At 73.5% G+C, this 14216-nt stretch carries 17 protein-coding genes; 11 read left to right on the top strand and 6 right to left on the bottom strand.

Annotated elements, in window-relative coordinates:
- Window positions 1-34: 34 nt before the first annotated feature.
- Window positions 35-502, bottom strand: coding sequence for a MarR family winged helix-turn-helix transcriptional regulator (locus ACZ4MU_RS24520; RefSeq protein WP_467880338.1), 468 nt, complete (start codon window positions 500-502; stop codon window positions 35-37).
- Window positions 503-690: 188 nt separating this feature from the next.
- Between ACZ4MU_RS24520 and ACZ4MU_RS24515 the strand changes: the two genes are divergently transcribed.
- From ACZ4MU_RS24515 to pcaDC, 5 genes are read left to right on the top strand one after another with little or no spacing between them, the layout of a single operon-like run.
- Window positions 691-1494 carry a CoA transferase subunit A gene (locus ACZ4MU_RS24515; protein WP_467880334.1) on the top strand — a complete coding sequence of 268 codons (804 nt, stop codon included), beginning with the start codon at window positions 691-693 and terminating at the stop codon, window positions 1492-1494.
- Window positions 1491-2273 carry a CoA-transferase subunit beta gene (locus tag ACZ4MU_RS24510; RefSeq protein ID WP_467880331.1) on the top strand — a complete coding sequence of 261 codons (783 nt, stop codon included), beginning with the start codon at window positions 1491-1493 and terminating at the stop codon, window positions 2271-2273. Before ACZ4MU_RS24515 ends, ACZ4MU_RS24510 begins: the two co-directional genes overlap by 4 nt.
- Window positions 2270-3046 carry a protocatechuate 3,4-dioxygenase subunit beta gene (gene pcaH / locus ACZ4MU_RS24505; protein WP_467880328.1) on the top strand — a complete coding sequence of 259 codons (777 nt, stop codon included), beginning with the start codon at window positions 2270-2272 and terminating at the stop codon, window positions 3044-3046. The genes ACZ4MU_RS24510 and pcaH overlap by 4 nt, the downstream gene beginning before the upstream one ends.
- Window positions 3043-3564 (top strand): protocatechuate 3,4-dioxygenase subunit alpha, encoded by a 522-nt coding sequence (gene pcaG, locus ACZ4MU_RS24500; protein WP_467880326.1) that lies wholly within the window; start codon window positions 3043-3045, stop codon window positions 3562-3564. Before pcaH ends, pcaG begins: the two co-directional genes overlap by 4 nt.
- Window positions 3551-4705: a bifunctional 3-oxoadipate enol-lactonase/4-carboxymuconolactone decarboxylase PcaDC gene (gene pcaDC / locus ACZ4MU_RS24495; RefSeq protein WP_467880324.1), complete on the top strand. Its 1155-nt coding sequence runs from the start codon at window positions 3551-3553 to the stop codon at window positions 4703-4705. Before pcaG ends, pcaDC begins: the two co-directional genes overlap by 14 nt.
- 7 nt (window positions 4706-4712) lie before the next feature.
- Here pcaDC and ACZ4MU_RS24490 read toward each other — a convergent pair whose 3' ends face one another.
- The 3 genes from ACZ4MU_RS24490 to ACZ4MU_RS24480 form a co-directional block, all read right to left on the bottom strand.
- Window positions 4713-5474, bottom strand: a complete 762-nt coding sequence (locus ACZ4MU_RS24490; RefSeq protein ID WP_467880321.1) for a hypothetical protein — start codon at window positions 5472-5474, stop codon at window positions 4713-4715.
- Window positions 5474-6748: a VWA domain-containing protein gene (locus ACZ4MU_RS24485; RefSeq protein ID WP_467880318.1), complete on the bottom strand. Its 1275-nt coding sequence runs from the start codon at window positions 6746-6748 to the stop codon at window positions 5474-5476. Before ACZ4MU_RS24485 ends, ACZ4MU_RS24490 begins: the two co-directional genes overlap by 1 nt.
- 98 nt (window positions 6749-6846) lie before the next feature.
- Complete coding sequence (locus ACZ4MU_RS24480) at window positions 6847-7524, bottom strand: helix-turn-helix domain-containing protein (protein ID WP_467880315.1); 678 nt, start codon at window positions 7522-7524, stop codon at window positions 6847-6849.
- Between the two features lie 304 nt (window positions 7525-7828).
- Here ACZ4MU_RS24480 and ACZ4MU_RS24475 point away from each other — a divergent pair, with 304 nt between their 5' ends.
- The 4 genes from ACZ4MU_RS24475 (at window position 7829) to ACZ4MU_RS24460 (ending at window position 11950) form a co-directional block, all read left to right on the top strand.
- Window positions 7829-8560 carry an MmyB family transcriptional regulator gene (locus ACZ4MU_RS24475; protein WP_467880312.1) on the top strand — a complete coding sequence of 244 codons (732 nt, stop codon included), beginning with the start codon at window positions 7829-7831 and terminating at the stop codon, window positions 8558-8560.
- 238 nt (window positions 8561-8798) lie between these two features.
- Window positions 8799-9827, top strand: coding sequence for an L-threonine 3-dehydrogenase (gene tdh, locus ACZ4MU_RS24470; protein ID WP_467880309.1), 1029 nt, complete (start codon window positions 8799-8801; stop codon window positions 9825-9827).
- 30 nt (window positions 9828-9857) lie between these two features.
- A complete protein-coding gene (locus tag ACZ4MU_RS24465; RefSeq protein ID WP_467880306.1) occupies window positions 9858-11039 on the top strand; it encodes a glycine C-acetyltransferase in 1182 nt (393 codons plus the stop codon).
- Window positions 11036-11950 (top strand): LysR family transcriptional regulator, encoded by a 915-nt coding sequence (locus tag ACZ4MU_RS24460; protein WP_467880303.1) that lies wholly within the window; start codon window positions 11036-11038, stop codon window positions 11948-11950. Before ACZ4MU_RS24465 ends, ACZ4MU_RS24460 begins: the two co-directional genes overlap by 4 nt.
- 78 nt (window positions 11951-12028) lie before the next feature.
- On the opposite strand, the gene ACZ4MU_RS24455 is transcribed toward ACZ4MU_RS24460, so the two are convergent.
- Window positions 12029-12457 carry a hypothetical protein gene (locus ACZ4MU_RS24455; RefSeq protein WP_467880300.1) on the bottom strand — a complete coding sequence of 143 codons (429 nt, stop codon included), beginning with the start codon at window positions 12455-12457 and terminating at the stop codon, window positions 12029-12031.
- Complete coding sequence (locus ACZ4MU_RS24450) at window positions 12454-12921, bottom strand: ATP-binding protein (RefSeq protein WP_467880297.1); 468 nt, start codon at window positions 12919-12921, stop codon at window positions 12454-12456. The genes ACZ4MU_RS24455 and ACZ4MU_RS24450 overlap by 4 nt, the downstream gene beginning before the upstream one ends.
- 184 nt (window positions 12922-13105) lie before the next feature.
- On the opposite strand from ACZ4MU_RS24450, the gene ACZ4MU_RS24445 reads away from it, so the two are divergent.
- Together ACZ4MU_RS24445 and ACZ4MU_RS24440 are read left to right on the top strand one after the other, a co-directional pair.
- Window positions 13106-13966 (top strand): helix-turn-helix domain-containing protein, encoded by an 861-nt coding sequence (locus ACZ4MU_RS24445; protein ID WP_467880294.1) that lies wholly within the window; start codon window positions 13106-13108, stop codon window positions 13964-13966.
- Window positions 13967-14203, top strand: a complete 237-nt coding sequence (locus ACZ4MU_RS24440; RefSeq protein ID WP_067166531.1) for a DUF397 domain-containing protein — start codon at window positions 13967-13969, stop codon at window positions 14201-14203.
- Window positions 14204-14216 lie beyond the last annotated feature (13 nt).

The raw sequence follows: 14216 nt of genomic DNA, 5'->3' as shown, positions 1-14216 counted from the left end.
GGCCGCTCACCAGCCGGGCCGTGTCGCGGCCCGGTCAGCTCGCCTCGGCCTCCGCCTCCTCGGCCGCACGCCCCAGGCCCTCCGCCGCGTCCGCGACCCGCCGCAGCAGATCGAGGAAGACCCCCTGCTCGGTGAGGTCCAGCGGGGCGAGGAAGACCTCGTTCATCCGGGCCGTACGGGCGGTGAGTTCGCGGTGCACCGCGCGGCCCTCGTCGGTGACGGCGAGCCGGGAGCGCCGGCCGTCGCGCGGGTCGCGCGTCTTGCGCAGCAGGCCGCGCCGGGTGAGCCGGCTGACTACCTCCGCGATCGTCGAGCGGTCCAGGCCCACGCGCTCGCCCACGCTGCGCTGGTCCAGCCCCGGGGAGGCGACCAGGGTGTTGAGCACGGCGAACTGCGGGGACGTGGTCTGCTCGGAGACCATCGTGTTCCACAGCAGGTGGTGGACCTGCTGGAGCCGCCGGGCCAGATGTCCGGGGTGGCTGCTCAAGTCGACTGCGGACACGGCCGGTTCCTCTCGTGCTGCCGCTCGTAGCGAGCGCTTTCGGTCAACCGCGTACGGTCAAGTGTTCAGCGCCCGGTGGGTGTTGACCCGCCCGAGTCGTCCCGTTAGCTTCGGGAGCGGTAGGTACTCAGTGCACTGACTAAACACTGACCCTACCGCTACGGGGAAGCGAAGGGCAGGGGGAAGCAATGGCCGAAATCCGAGGGCTGCGCGAGGCGGTGGCCGACCTGATCCACGACGGGGACACGGTCGCCATGGAGGGGTTCACACACCTCATCCCGTTCGCGGCGGCCCACGAGGTCATCCGGCAGGGCATCACCGATCTCACGCTGGTGCGGATGACCCCGGACGTGATCTACGACCAGCTCATCGGGGCGGGGCTGGCCAGGAAGCTGGTGTTCTCCTGGGGCGGCAACCCGGGCGTCGGCTCGCTGCACCGCTTCCGGGACGCGGTCGAGAACGGCTGGCCGCGGCCCCTGGAGCTGGACGAGCACAGCCACGCGGGAATGGCCAACCGCTATGCGGCGGGCGCCTCCCGGCTGCCGTTCGCGCTGCTGAACGGCTACCGGGGGAGCGACCTCGGGCGGCGTACGACAACGCTGTCAACCATCGACTGCCCCTTCACCGGACAGGAGCTGGCGGCGGTGGCCGCGGTCAACCCGGACGTCACGGTCATCCACGCCCAGCAGGCCGACCGGGAGGGCAACGTCCAGCTCTGGGGGCTCGCCGGGGTGCAGAAGGAGGCCGTCCTCGCCGCCGACCGGGTGCTCGTCACCGTCGAGGAGCTGGTCGAGGAGCTGGACCCGCGCCCGGGCGGCGTGGTGCTGCCGGGATGGGTCGTCGACGCCGTCGCCTGGGTGCCGGGCGGCGCCCATCCCTCGTACGCGGCGGGGTACTCGGAGCGGGACAACGACTACTACCGCGAATGGGACCGCGTCTCGCGCGACCGCGAGATGTTCCAGCGGTGGCTCAGGGAGTGTGTGACCGGATGAACGAAGGGCCGGCCCGGGGCGGACCCGGGGGCGAGGTGCTGATGGAGGTCGGCGCGGCGCGGGCCCTGGCGGGCGCGCGGACGTGCTTCGTGGGCATCGGACTGCCCTCCACCGCCGCCAACCTCGCCCGCCGCGTCCACAACCCCGGCCTGGTCCTGGTCTACGAGTCCGGTGCCATCGGCGCCAAACCGTCCCGGCTGCCGCTCTCGATCGGGGACGGCGAACTCGCCGAGACCGCCGACGCGGTGGTCCCGGTGGCCGAGATGTTCACCTACTGGCTCCAGGGCGGCCGGATCGACGTCGGATTCCTCGGCGCCGCCCAGATCGACCGGTACGCCAACATCAACACGACCGAGGTGGACCGCGGCCCGGGCCTGCCGCCGGTGCGGCTGCCCGGTGCGGGCGGCGCCCCCGAGATCGCCGCGCACTGCGGCGAGGTGCTGATCGTACTGCGCCACTCGCCGCGCGCCCTCGTCGAGCGCCTCGACTTCGTCACCACCCTGGGCCACGGCACCGGCCCCCGTGACCGCGCCCGGCACGGGCTGCGCGGCCGGGGCCCGGTCGCCGTCATCACCGACCTCGGCGTCCTGCGGCCCGATCCGGGGACCGCCGAACTGGTCCTGACCGAGGTGCACCCCGGCGTCACCGTCGAACAGGTGCGGGCGGCGACGGGGTGGCGGCTGCGGACCGCGGAGCGGGTGGGGGTGACACCACCGCCCAGCCGGACGGAGCTGAAGGAGCTGCACGCCCTCAAAACGGCCGGAAAGAGGCAGGGATGACTTCTCGTCAGCACTACGGAACGGCGCCCGACGGGCTCGACCAGCACGTCATCGCCACCGGGGCGGCCGACGTCCGGGCCGCCGTGCGGGACGCCGACCACCCACCGCGCGACTTCCCGCCGTACGTCGGCAGCCGGCTGCGCCACCCCCGCCGGCCACCGCTGGCCGTGCACGACCCGGAGGCCGTCGAGCTGCACGGGCCGGTCTTCGGCGCCACCGACGTCGGCCCGCTCGACCACGACCTGACCGCCCACCACCGGGGCGAGCCGCTGGGGGAGCGCATCACGGTCAGCGGCCGGGTCGTGGACCGCGAGGGACGGCCCGTCGCGGGCCAGCTCATCGAGGTCTGGCAGGCCAACGCGTCGGGCCGGTACGCCCACCACCTCGACCGGCACCGCGCGCCCCTCGACCCCCACTTCACCGGCTTCGGCCGCTGCCTCACCGACGCCGACGGGCGCTACGCCTTCACCACCATCCGGCCGGGCGCCTACCCCTGGCAGAACCACGAGAACGCCTGGCGTCCCGCGCACCTGCACTTCTCGCTCTTCGGGACCGCCTTCACCCAGCGGCTGATCACCCAGATGTACTTCCCCGGCGATCCGCTCCTCGACCACGACCCGATCCTGCTCGCGGTCCCCGACCGGGCCGCGCGGAGCCGTCTCGTGGCGGCGTACGACCCACGGCTCTCCGTCGCCGACGAGTCCTTGGGCTACCGCTGGGACATCGTGCTGGACGGCCCGTGCGCCACCGCCTTCGAGGAGGAGCAGCGGTGAGGCCCCCGACCCCCTCCCAGACCATCGGCCCCTTCTACGGCCACGCCCTGCCCTTCCCGGGCGGCGCCGCGATGGCCCCGCCCGGGCACCCCGACACCCTCACGCTGCACGGCCACGTCTACGACGGCGAGGGCGCCCCGGTGCCCGACGCCCTCCTGGAGTTCTGGCAGCCCGGCCCCGACGGCACCCGGACCGGCAGGCCCGGCTCGCTCGGCCGCAACGGCGTCGACTTCACCGGATTCGGCCGCGTCCCCACCGACGCGGCGGGCCACTGGACCCTGCGCACCCTGCCACCCGGCGGGGCCCCCTACCTCTGCGTCGCGGTCTTCGCCCGGGGCCTGCTGCACCACCTGTTCACCCGGGTGTACCTGACCGGGGCGCCGGACCCGCTGCTGGACTCCCTGGAGCCGGAGCTGCGCCGCACCCTGGTGGCCGTGCCCGACCCCGGCGCGCGCGCCCACCGCTTCGACATCCACCTCCAGGGCGCGAAGGAGACGGTGTTCCTTGAGTTCCACTGATCCCCCTGACACCACTGACCCCGGTCTCCTCCACCACCGCTGCGACGGCCCGGCGGGCGCCCCGGTGCTCCTGCTCGGGCCCGCCCTGGGCACGACCGCCGCCGTGTGGGACGGCGTCGCCCCCGGGCTGGCCGCCACCCACCGGGTGATCCGCTGGGACCTGCCCGGCCACGGCGGCTCGCCCACCTCCCCGGTCGGCGCGGGCGCCGGCGTCGGGGACTTCGCGCGCCTGGTGCTGCGCCTCGCCGACGCGCTGGGGGTGCGCGGCTTCTCGTACGCGGGTGTCTCATTCGGCGGAGCCGTCGGCCTGTGGATCGCCGCGCACCATCCGGACCGGGTGGACCGGCTCGCGGTGGTGTGCGCCTCGGCGGACTTCGGGGGCCGCGAACCGTGGCACGAGCGGGCCGCCGTCGTCCGCCGGGAAGGGATGGAGCCGGTCGCGGCGGGAGCCGCCGGGCGGTGGTTCACCTCCGGCTTCGAGGCGCCCGGGCCGCTCACCGACCTGCGTGCCGTCGACCCGCGCGGTTACGCGGCCGCCTGCGACGCCCTGGCCGGATTCGATCTGCGGACGGAGCTGAAGAAGATCGCGGCGCCGACGCTCGTCGTCGCCGGGCGGGCCGACCCGGTCACCCCGCCCGCGCACGCGCGGGAACTCGCCGACGCCGTGCCGGGAGCCTCGCTCGTGGAGATCGCGGGCGCCTCGCACCTGGCGCCGGTGGAGCGCCCCGAGGCCGTACTGGCCGCACTGCGCGGCCACTTCGCCCCGCCCGCCCCCGGGGGCGCCGCCATCCGCCGCGAAGTCCTCGGGGACGCCCACGTCGAGCGGGCCGAGGCCCGCGCCGACGCCTTCACCACGCGTTTCCAGGACCTCGTCACCCGGTACGCCTGGGGCGAGATCTGGGGAGACCCGACCCTCAGCCGGCGCGAGCGCAGCCTGATCACGCTGACCGCGCTGGTGGCCCGCGGGCACTGGGACGAGCTCGCCCTGCATGTGCGGGCCGCGCGGCGCGGCGGGCTCACCCCGGACGAGATCGGCGCGGCCCTGCTCCAGACCGCCGTCTACTGCGGGGTGCCCGCCGCCAACTCCGCCTTCGCCGTGGCCCAGCGGGTGCTGGCCGAGCCGCCGGCGCAGGCGGAGTGAGGGGCCGTCAGGCGCGCGGGACGTGCGAGGGACGGCCCCGGCCGCGGGTCAGCACGTACCCGCCCACCCCGGCGAGGGCCGCGAGCACGCCGCCGAGCGCCGTCCAGATCCAGCGGTCGGTCCACCAGCCTGAGGACCAGCCGTCCTCCGGCTCGGTCTTCGGGCCGCCCGCGCCCAGCGGCGTGGACAGGCTGCCGTCCACGGCGTGCGAGCCGCCCGCCTTCACCGTGCGGGGCTTCATCTCCGCCTTGACCGGCAGACCCCGCTCGGAGGCGGGCAGCCCGACGGCGGTCAGCCGTACGTAGTAGCTGCCCGGCAGCGGGGCGTTGGCCCACGCGTCCGCCCAGGCCACCACCGGCCGCAGCGTGCAGGAGAGCGTCACAGCGGTGGCGTCGGGCGCGGCCGTACGGGACTGCGCGCCGTACATGCACGGCTGGCGCCGGCGCAGCCCGTCGTACACGTCGATCCGCCAGGTCGTCGCCGCCTGGCGGCCCGCCGACGGCAGCGTCACCGTGGCGTCGACAGTGGGGCGCTGCCCCGCGTCGGCGGGGAAGACCCAGTACAGGTAGTCACCCGTCGACGCCGTGGCGGTGGCCCGCCGGCCCTGCTCGACCGGGGTCGCGGTGCGGAACGTGGTGCCCGCCTCCGTCGGCGCGCCGGTGGACTTGCCCGGCGCGGGCGACGGCGTACCGGCCAGTGCCGGGGCCGCCGGGACGAGCAGCGCCGCTCCGGTGAGCAGCGCGGCGGTCAGCATCCTCGGGGTACGCATCAGTTGGTCCTCCAGACGGCGACGCGCCAGCGCGAGATCCAGCCCCACAGCAGACCGGCGACGAAGCCGGTGAGCACCAGGACGCCCAGCAGCCACCAGCCGCGGCCGAGGCCGAAGGCGGCGACGTCGGACGGCCCGTCGGGGCCGTCGACGACGTCCACGGTCAGCTCGACGGGCATGCCCGGCGTGGTCTTCACCGACGCGGGCGCCGAGAAGGAGTTGCTGACCTGGAGGCACACGGTCTCGACGGTGTTCTTGTCGTCGTCCTCCTCGGCCTCGGGCTTGGGATAGCGCAGCCCCGTCGAGATCAGGTCGGTGCGGCCGTCGCCCGCCTCGGAGCCGCGGACGATCTCCCGGCCGTGCCGGGTGACGGCCCGCAGCAGGACGCCGTAGTCGTTGTTGACGGCACGGTCGGCGCCGACGCTGACGGCGGCCCGCAGCTCCTGGCCGGGCTTGACGTCGACCCTGTACCAGCGGTGCTCGCCGAACGTCTCACGGTCGGTGTACAGGCCGGGCCGCAGCTGCGGCGCGCTCGCGCAGCTCGCGGCGCCGCTGGTGGCCACCGGGACCACCACGGGGTCGGCGGCGCGGTCCACCGACTGCTTGACGCGGTCCTTGAGCTCGTCCTTGTGCTTGACCGAGGTGTACGTGCCGCCGGTCGCCTGTGCGATGCAGGTCAGCTGGTCACGCGTCTTGGCGTCCGGGTTGAGGCCGAGCGTGTCGATGACCAGGTGGATGCCCTGGGCGGCGATGTCGCGCGCCACCTCGCACGGGTCGAGCGGGGCGCAGGTGTCCTCGCCGTCGGTGATGAGCACGATCCGGCGGGTGGCCTCGCCGCCCTTGAGGTCCTGCGCCGCGCCCTGGAGCGCCGGGCCGATCGGCGTCCAGCCGGTCGGGGCGAGGGTGGCCACGGCCGTCTTGGCGTCGGTGCGGTCGAGCGGGCCGACCGGGTACAGCTGGCGGGTGTCCTTGCAGCCGACCTTGCGGTCGTTGCCCGGGTAGTTGGCGCCGAGCGTGCGTATGCCGAGCTCGACCTCCGGCGGGACCGAGTCCAGTACGTCGTTGAAGGCCTGCTTGGCGACGGAGATCCGGGACTGGCCGTCGATGTCGCGCGCCCGCATGGAGCCGCTGACGTCCAGCACCAACTCGACCTTGGGTGCGGCCTTCTGCGCGGACGGCCCGTCGGCCGCGACCGCGTCGGCCGGGAGGATACCGGTGGCGAGGGTGGCGAGCAGCGCGCCCACCCCGGCCGCCAGCCGTTTTCTGGTGATCATCGCCGGATCCTATGGAAGATCGGATCCCCGCCCAAATCCGGCGGGCGGGTTCCGGCGCCGAGGTGCCCGGGCCGCCGCGGCCGGCCGGGGGCCGCCCGTCAGGGATCGACGCGCTTGACGCTCTCCAGGAGCATGTCCAGCCACTCGGTGACCTTGTCCCGGTGCTTGTCCGTGGGGAGTTGGGCGGCGCGCCAGGCGATGCCGCGCACCCCGTGGTCCTGGAGCAGCCGCTCCAGCGGGTCCTGGCCGTCGGGGGCGAGCGCGTCGAGTTCGCGCTCCCGGTCGTGCTCGCGGGCGGCGAAGGCGTGCAGCAGCTCCTGTTCGGTGCGGAGCAGGGCGTCGGCGAGGGCCTCGCTGTCCTCGGCGGTGAGATAGCCCGCGTGGACCTTGAAGAAGCGCTGGATGGCGTCGCAGTGCTCCATGGTGGGGCGCCGGTCGCCGTTGATGAGCGCGCCGGCCTGCTGCCGGGACATACCGGCTCCGGCGGCGATCTCCTGCTGGGTGTAGGGGCGGCCGTTGGGTTTCAGCCGCGAGCGGCGCAGCGCCGCGAACCGCTGGAGGAACCGGGCCTGCACGTCCGGCTCACCGGCCTCCCGGCCGTCGAGCAGCGCCTGGACCACCTCGGCCGGGACCCCCGAGGCGTCGGAGAGCTGATGGACGTCGAAGACCTCTGCCTGGCTCATTCCGAGCTTGCGGGCCAGGTCGCCGACGCGGGCGGCGATGTCCCCCAGCGGGCCCGTGGCCGCCGGTCCCGGATCCGAGAAGCCGTCCGTCACCAGTCATTCTCCTAGATCACACGAGGTGCTCCACACAGCTCGGACACACAGTGAATATGTCGGGAGGCTACTTGCATACGCGGGGGAGAACCAGAACTTGCCACAGCTGTGGCGTATTTGAGGCGTTCTCGGGCCGGAATGCCACGATGGTTGACATTGTCTTGCGGACGGGAGCAGGATCGCAGCACGGTGCGAAGATCGACCGCTGTGCCATGAGGCCGCTGGGCCACGAGGACGCGGGGGACGGCAGGCGCACCGCGTGCCTGCAAGAGGAGTCGCGTTCTCGATGGTGGAAGAACCGTTGGTGAACAGGTCAACAGGCCCCGTGCCGAAGGAGGTGCGGGAAACCGCCGCCCCCGCCGCCGGCCGGTGGGGCGCCGAGGCGCGCGCCTACGTCGACGACCACATCGCGATGATGGACGCGACGGACCTGCCGTCCTTCCTCGTCGACCGCGGCTGGAACGTGGTGCACGCCAACTCCGCGTACGACACGCTCTTCCGAGCCGTGGGCCCCCACCCCACCGCGATGCCGCGCGACAACTTCCTGCGCTTCGTCCTCTTCCACCCGCACGCGGGCACCGTGCTCGCCCAGCACGAGACGAGTTGGTGCCTGCCGATGCTCGCGCAGCTCTCCAGCGCCCTGGAGCAGGACCCGCACGACCCCGAACTGCGCGCCGTGCGGCGGGAGATATCCGACGACCCGCTGATGAGCGCGGCCTACCAGCAGGGCCTGCCGCACTGGATGCGGATGGTCGGCGCGGCCGCCGTGGAGCACGACGGCGCCGTCCGGGCGGTGCGCCACCCGGACCCCGGCTGGGACGCCGTGGAGTGCCGGGTCCTCGACGAGTCCTCCGGCACCCTGGGCGAGCTGGGGCTGCGCCGGGTCACCCTGGTCCTGCGCCGCGAGCCCGCCGCACCCCGGGCGCACGAGCCCCGGAGCGCGCCCGCCCGGAGCGCGCCCGGCAACGTCGTGACCACCCGGCGCCGGGGCCATCTGAGTGTCGTCCGCGCGGACCCGGCACCGGCCGGAAGCTGACCGGAGCCCGCCGCGCCGACGCGAGGGCGCTGGCCGCCCCGCGCGGTGCCGGGGTGACGCCGGTGGAGCCCGGGCGACCCGGGTGAAAGGGGAGTGCGCCAGGGGCGCGTGAAGCTCGGCTGTTGGTCCGCTTAAGAAATCCTCGATGGACGGAGCGGCTCCTGCTCGGCAGATTGGTGATCAGCCATGGAACCATGGCCCTTTCGCCCCTCTTTGTACGTCCCGGGAGCCGCCCGCCATGAAGGCCCTTGTCAAGCAGCACGCCGAACCCGGACTGTGGCTCATGGACGTCCCGGAGCCGGAGACCGGCCCCGGCGATGTGCTGATCAAGGTGCTGCGCACCGGCATCTGCGGCACCGATCTGCACATCCGCTCCTGGGACGGCTGGGCGCAGGGCGCGGTCACGACCCCCCGCGTCCTCGGCCACGAGTTCGTCGGCGAGGTCGCGGCCATCGGCGCCGACGTCCAGGACATCGCGGTCGGCGACCTGGTCAGCGGCGAGGGCCACCTGGTCTGCGGCAAGTGCCGCAACTGCCTCGCGGGCCGCCGCCACCTGTGCCGCTCCACCGTCGGCCTGGGCGTGGGCCGCGACGGCGCCTTCGCCGAGTACGTGGCGCTGCCCGCCTCCAACGTGTGGGTGCACCGCACCTCGGTCGACCTCGACGTCGCCGCGATCTTCGACCCGTTCGGCAACGCCGTGCACACCGCGCTCTCCTTCCCGCTGGTCGGCGAGGACGTCCTGATCACCGGCGCGGGCCCGATCGGCATCATGGCCGCGGCCGTGGCCAAGCACGCGGGCGCCCGCAACGTCGTGATCACCGACGTCAGCCCCGAGCGCCTGGAGCTGGCCCGCAAGGCGGGCGCCACCCTCGCGGTGAACGTGGCGCAGTCCTCGATCGCGGACGCGCAGCGGCAGCTGGGCTTGCGCGAGGGCTTCGACATCGGCCTGGAGATGTCCGGCCGCGCCGAGGCCATGCGCGACATGATCGACAACATGACGCACGGCGGCCGGATCGCGATGCTCGGTCTGCCCGCGCAGGAGTTCGCCGTCGACTGGTCGAAGATCGTCACCTCGATGATCACGGTCAAGGGCATCTACGGCCGTGAGATGTACGAGACGTGGTACGCGATGACCGTGCTGCTCGAAGGCGGCCTGGACCTGAGCCCGGTGATCACCGGCAGCTACGCGTACCAGGACTTCGACGCGGCCTTCGACGAGGCCGCCACCGCCCGCAGCGGCAAGATCATCCTCGACTGGACCGCCTGAGTCCCCTCTCGGCACCTAGGAGCCCGAAGCATGTACGCGTCCGTCCGCGACGACCTCCGCAAGACCCTCGACGAGATCCGCGAAGCCGGTCTCTTCAAGCCCGAGCGGGTGATCTCCACCCCGCAGAACGCCTCGGTCGCCGTGCCCACCGGTGAGGTCCTGAACTTCTGCGCCAACAACTACCTGGGCCTCGCCGACCACCCCGAGGTGGTCGCCGCCGCCAAGGAGGCGCTGGACCGCTGGGGCTACGGCATGGCCTCCGTCCGCTTCATCTGCGGCACCCAGGACGTCCACAAGGAGCTGGAGGCGCGGCTCTCGGCTTTCCTCGGCCAGGAGGACACGATCCTCTACTCGTCCTGCTTCGACGCCAACGGCGGGGTCTTCGAGACCCTCCTCGGCGCCGAGGACGCGGTGATCTCCGACGCCCTCAACCACGCCTCGATCATCGACGGCATCCGTCTGTCCAAGGCCGCCCGCCACCGCTACGCCAACCGCGACATGGCCGAGCTGGAGGCGAGGCTCAAGGAGGCCTCCGGTGCGCGCCGCCGCCTCATCGTCACCGACGGTGTCTTCTCCATGGACGGCTATGTCGCCCCGCTCCAGGAGATCTGCGACCTGGCCGACCGCTACGACGCGATGGTCATGGTCGACGACAGCCACGCGGTGGGCTTCGTCGGCCCCGGCGGCCGGGGCACGCCCGAGCTGCACGGCGTCATGGACCGCGTCGACATCATCACCGGCACCCTCGGCAAGGCCCTCGGCGGCGCCTCCGGCGGCTATGTCGCCGCCCGCGCCGAGATCGTCGCCCTGCTGCGCCAGCGCTCGCGCCCGTACCTCTTCTCGAACTCGCTGGCCCCGGTGATCGCCGCCGCCTCGCTCAAGGTCCTCGACCTGCTGGAGTCGGCGGGCGACCTGCGCGAGAAGCTCACCGCCAACACCGCGCTCTTCCGGACGCGGATGACCGAGGCGGGCTTCGAGATCCTGCCCGGCGACCACGCCATCGCGCCGGTCATGATCGGCGACGCGGCCGAGGCGGCCCGCATGGCCGAGCTGCTCCTGGAGCGCGGGATCTACGTGATCGGCTTCTCCTACCCGGTGGTCCCGATGGGCCAGGCCCGTATCCGGGTCCAGCTCTCGGCCGCGCACTCCACGGCGGACGTGGAGCGGGCGGTGGCGGCATTCGTCGACGCCCGGGCGACAATGGCCGGGTGATCGACCCGCGCCGGCTCCGCATCCTGCGCGCCGCGGCGGACCACCGTACGGTGACCGCCGCGGCCGCAGCGCTCTATCTGACCCCCTCCGCCGTCTCCCAGCAGCTCGCCGCCCTGGAGCAGGAGACCGGCCACACCCTGCTGACCCGCAGCGGCAGGGGCGTACGGCTCACCGCGGCCGGCGAGATCCTGCTGGAACACGCCAACGCGGTCCTGGCGCAGCTGGAGCGGGCGGAGGCGGAGCTGGCGGCGTACGCGGGCGGCGCGGCCGGTGACGTGACCGTGGCGGCGTTCGCCACGGGCATCGCGGAGGTGCTGGCCCCGGCGCTGGCCCGGCTGCGCGGGACGCATCCCGCGATCCGGGTCCGGGTGCGCGACGCCGAGGGCGACGCGTCGCTGCCGATGGTCCTGGACGGCGAGGCGGACCTGGCGCTGGCGGTGGAGTACCGGGGCGCCCCCCGGGCGGACGACCGGCGCCTGGTCCGGGTCCCGCTCTACGCGGAGCCCTTCGACGCGGTGCTCCCGGCCGGGCACCCGCTGGCGCACGCGCCGGAGGTGCGGCTGTCGGCCCTGTCCGAGGACGACTGGATCGGCCCGTACCCCGGCAACCCCTGCCACGACGTGGTCTTCCTCGCCTGTGAGCTGGCGGGCTTCGAGCCGCGCCTCATCCACTCCTCGGACGACTTCCGGGCCGTGGTGGCGCTGGCCGACGCGGGGGCGGGGGTGGCGCTGGTGCCGCGTTCGGCGCTGCGCGGCATGGAGCGGAAGGACACCGTGGTGCGGCCCGTGGCGGGTCCCGCCGCCACCCGCCGCGTCTTCGCGGCGGTACGCAGCGGCGCCGAGCACCACCCGCTGATCAGCCCGGTCCTGGACGCCCTGGCGGGGGCGGCGGAAGGTCTGACGACGGGCTGAGCCCGGCGGGGGAGTCCGGTCCGCAGGGGCGGGGCACGACGTCCCACCCGGGGTCGGCGCGAAGGGCGGTCGAAGAGGCTAGGTCCATGCCGGTGCCGTTCCAGTCAGCTGGCATACCACCAGGTAGAGCGGGATGGGGGGCGTATAGGGGCTGGTGCCCTCGGGCCGGTGGATCAATCGTCGTCCCGGGTGCGGCGGAACCTTGGCGTCCGGGGCGTAGCGGGCCGGGTGCGGCCAGCTCAGGTCCTGGTCCGAGCCCGCGGGGACGATCCACCACCAGCAGTCCGCGTCCGCGAAGACGCACCCCGAGCGGGGCAGCCGCGCCAGGACCCGGAAGCCGTAGGAGGCGGGCACGGCGACCGCGTCGCAGCCCGCGGACGCCGGGAGCGCCGGCGGCAGCACCAGTGTGCTGCCGCCGGTCGCTCCGGCGCCCCCTTGCGAGCCGGGCCCCCGAGGCCCCCCAGCCTCATCCCGGCCGCCTCTGGACAGAAGTGTGTGTGCGCTCATCGGCGTGTACGGCTCGCCCCGAGCCGGGCCCAGACGATCCGGCCGGTGCCGCGCGGCACGGCGTGGCAGCCCCAGGCGACGCTGAGCGCGTCGACGAGCAGCAGCCCCCGGCCGCGCTCCTCGCCGTCGTCGGCGTCGCACAGTGTGGGCCCGGTCGCGCCGTACCCCTGGTCGCGGACGGCGACCGTCAAGTGGCCGGTGGTGAAGGAGAGTTCGCAGGACACCAGGGTGCCCGCGGTGTGCACGACGGCGTTGGTGACGAGCTCGGAGACGACCAGGGCGGCGGCATCGCCGACCTCCTCGCCGAGGCCCCACCGGAGCGTGATCTCGGCCGTGTGGCGGCGGGCCGCGGCGGCGGACTCGGGCCGGGCCGCCAGATCGAAGGCGTACCGGCGGACGTCGGGTACGGACGGGGTGGGGGCCGCGCCTATGAGCTGCGGGACGAGCGCATTACCAGGGGCCACGACCGGGTCCTCACAGTGGGGTGGCGGCGTCGCTCGCGACAGCCGCATGTGCGGGCGTTCACCGACCTACCTTCCCCCCATCCGTGACACTTGGCAAGAGGCACTCTGAAAAATGCAGAGTGCTGTGTTCTGGGCTGAGGTGGCATGGCACACTGCTCGGCAACAGGGTTAGGGGAGGTCTGACGTGAGTGAACCCCGGTCCGCCCCGACCGTGGGGCAGGTCGTGCTGGGCAGACGCCTGCAGGATCTGCGCGAGCGTGTGGGCCTGCGGCGCGAGGAGGCGGCCAAGGTCCTCCGGGTCGCCCCCGCGACGATCCGCCGCATGGAGACGGCCGAGGTCGCTCTGAAGATCCCGTACGTCCAGCTGCTGCTCAAGGCGTACGGCGTCGGGGACGAGGAGACGGACCGTTTCATCGAACTCGCCGAAGAGGCGAACAGGCCGGGGTGGTGGCAGCGCTTTCACGACATCCTGCCCGACTGGTTCAGCATGTACGTGAGCCTGGAGGGTGCCGCCTCGCTCATCCGGACCTACGAGCCGCACTTCGTTCCCGGCCTGCTCCAGACCGAGGAGTACGCGCGCTCGGTGATGGTCAGCGGCGCGCTCGGGCAGACGAAGCCCGCCGACATCGAACGGCATGTGGCGCTGCGCATGGAGCGCCAGTCGCTGCTCACCCGGGCCGACGCCCCCAGGCTCTGGGTGATCATGGACGAGACCGTGCTGCGGCGGCCGGTGGGCGGCCGTGACGTGATGCGCGGCCAGCTCGACCGGCTGCTCGAAGCGGCCGAGCTGCCCCATGTGACGATCCAGCTAGCGGAGTTCGCGTCCGGGCACCACCCGGGGACCTACGGCCCGTTCGTCCTCTTCCGCTTCGCCGTGCCGGAACTGCCGGACATGGTCTACAGCGAGTACCTCACGGGCGCGGTCTACCTCGACGCGCGCCCCGAGGTGGCGACCCATCTCGAAGTCATGGATCGCATGGCGGCCCAGGCCGCGACTGCACGACGCACGAAGGAGATCCTGGCGGATCTCCGCGAGGAGCTGTGAATGGATCACATATACAACGGCATGCCGGCCCGCGAGCTGGGGACCGAGGGCTGGCACAAGCCGTGGAGCGGGGGCAACGGCGGCAACTGCGTCGAGGCCATGAAGCTGGCCGACGGGCGGGTCGCGGTGCGCCAGTCGGCCGACCCCGAGGGCCCCGCTCTGATCTACACCAGCAACGAGATCGCCGCGTTCATCCTCGGCGCCAAGTCGGGACAGGCCGACTTCCTGCTGACGTGATCCACCGGACGGC

It is taken from the genome of Streptomyces sp. NPDC026377, assembly GCF_055567715.1.
The sequence above is the reverse complement of the archived record's forward strand: the minus strand, read 5'-3'. Positions and strand labels throughout refer to the sequence as shown.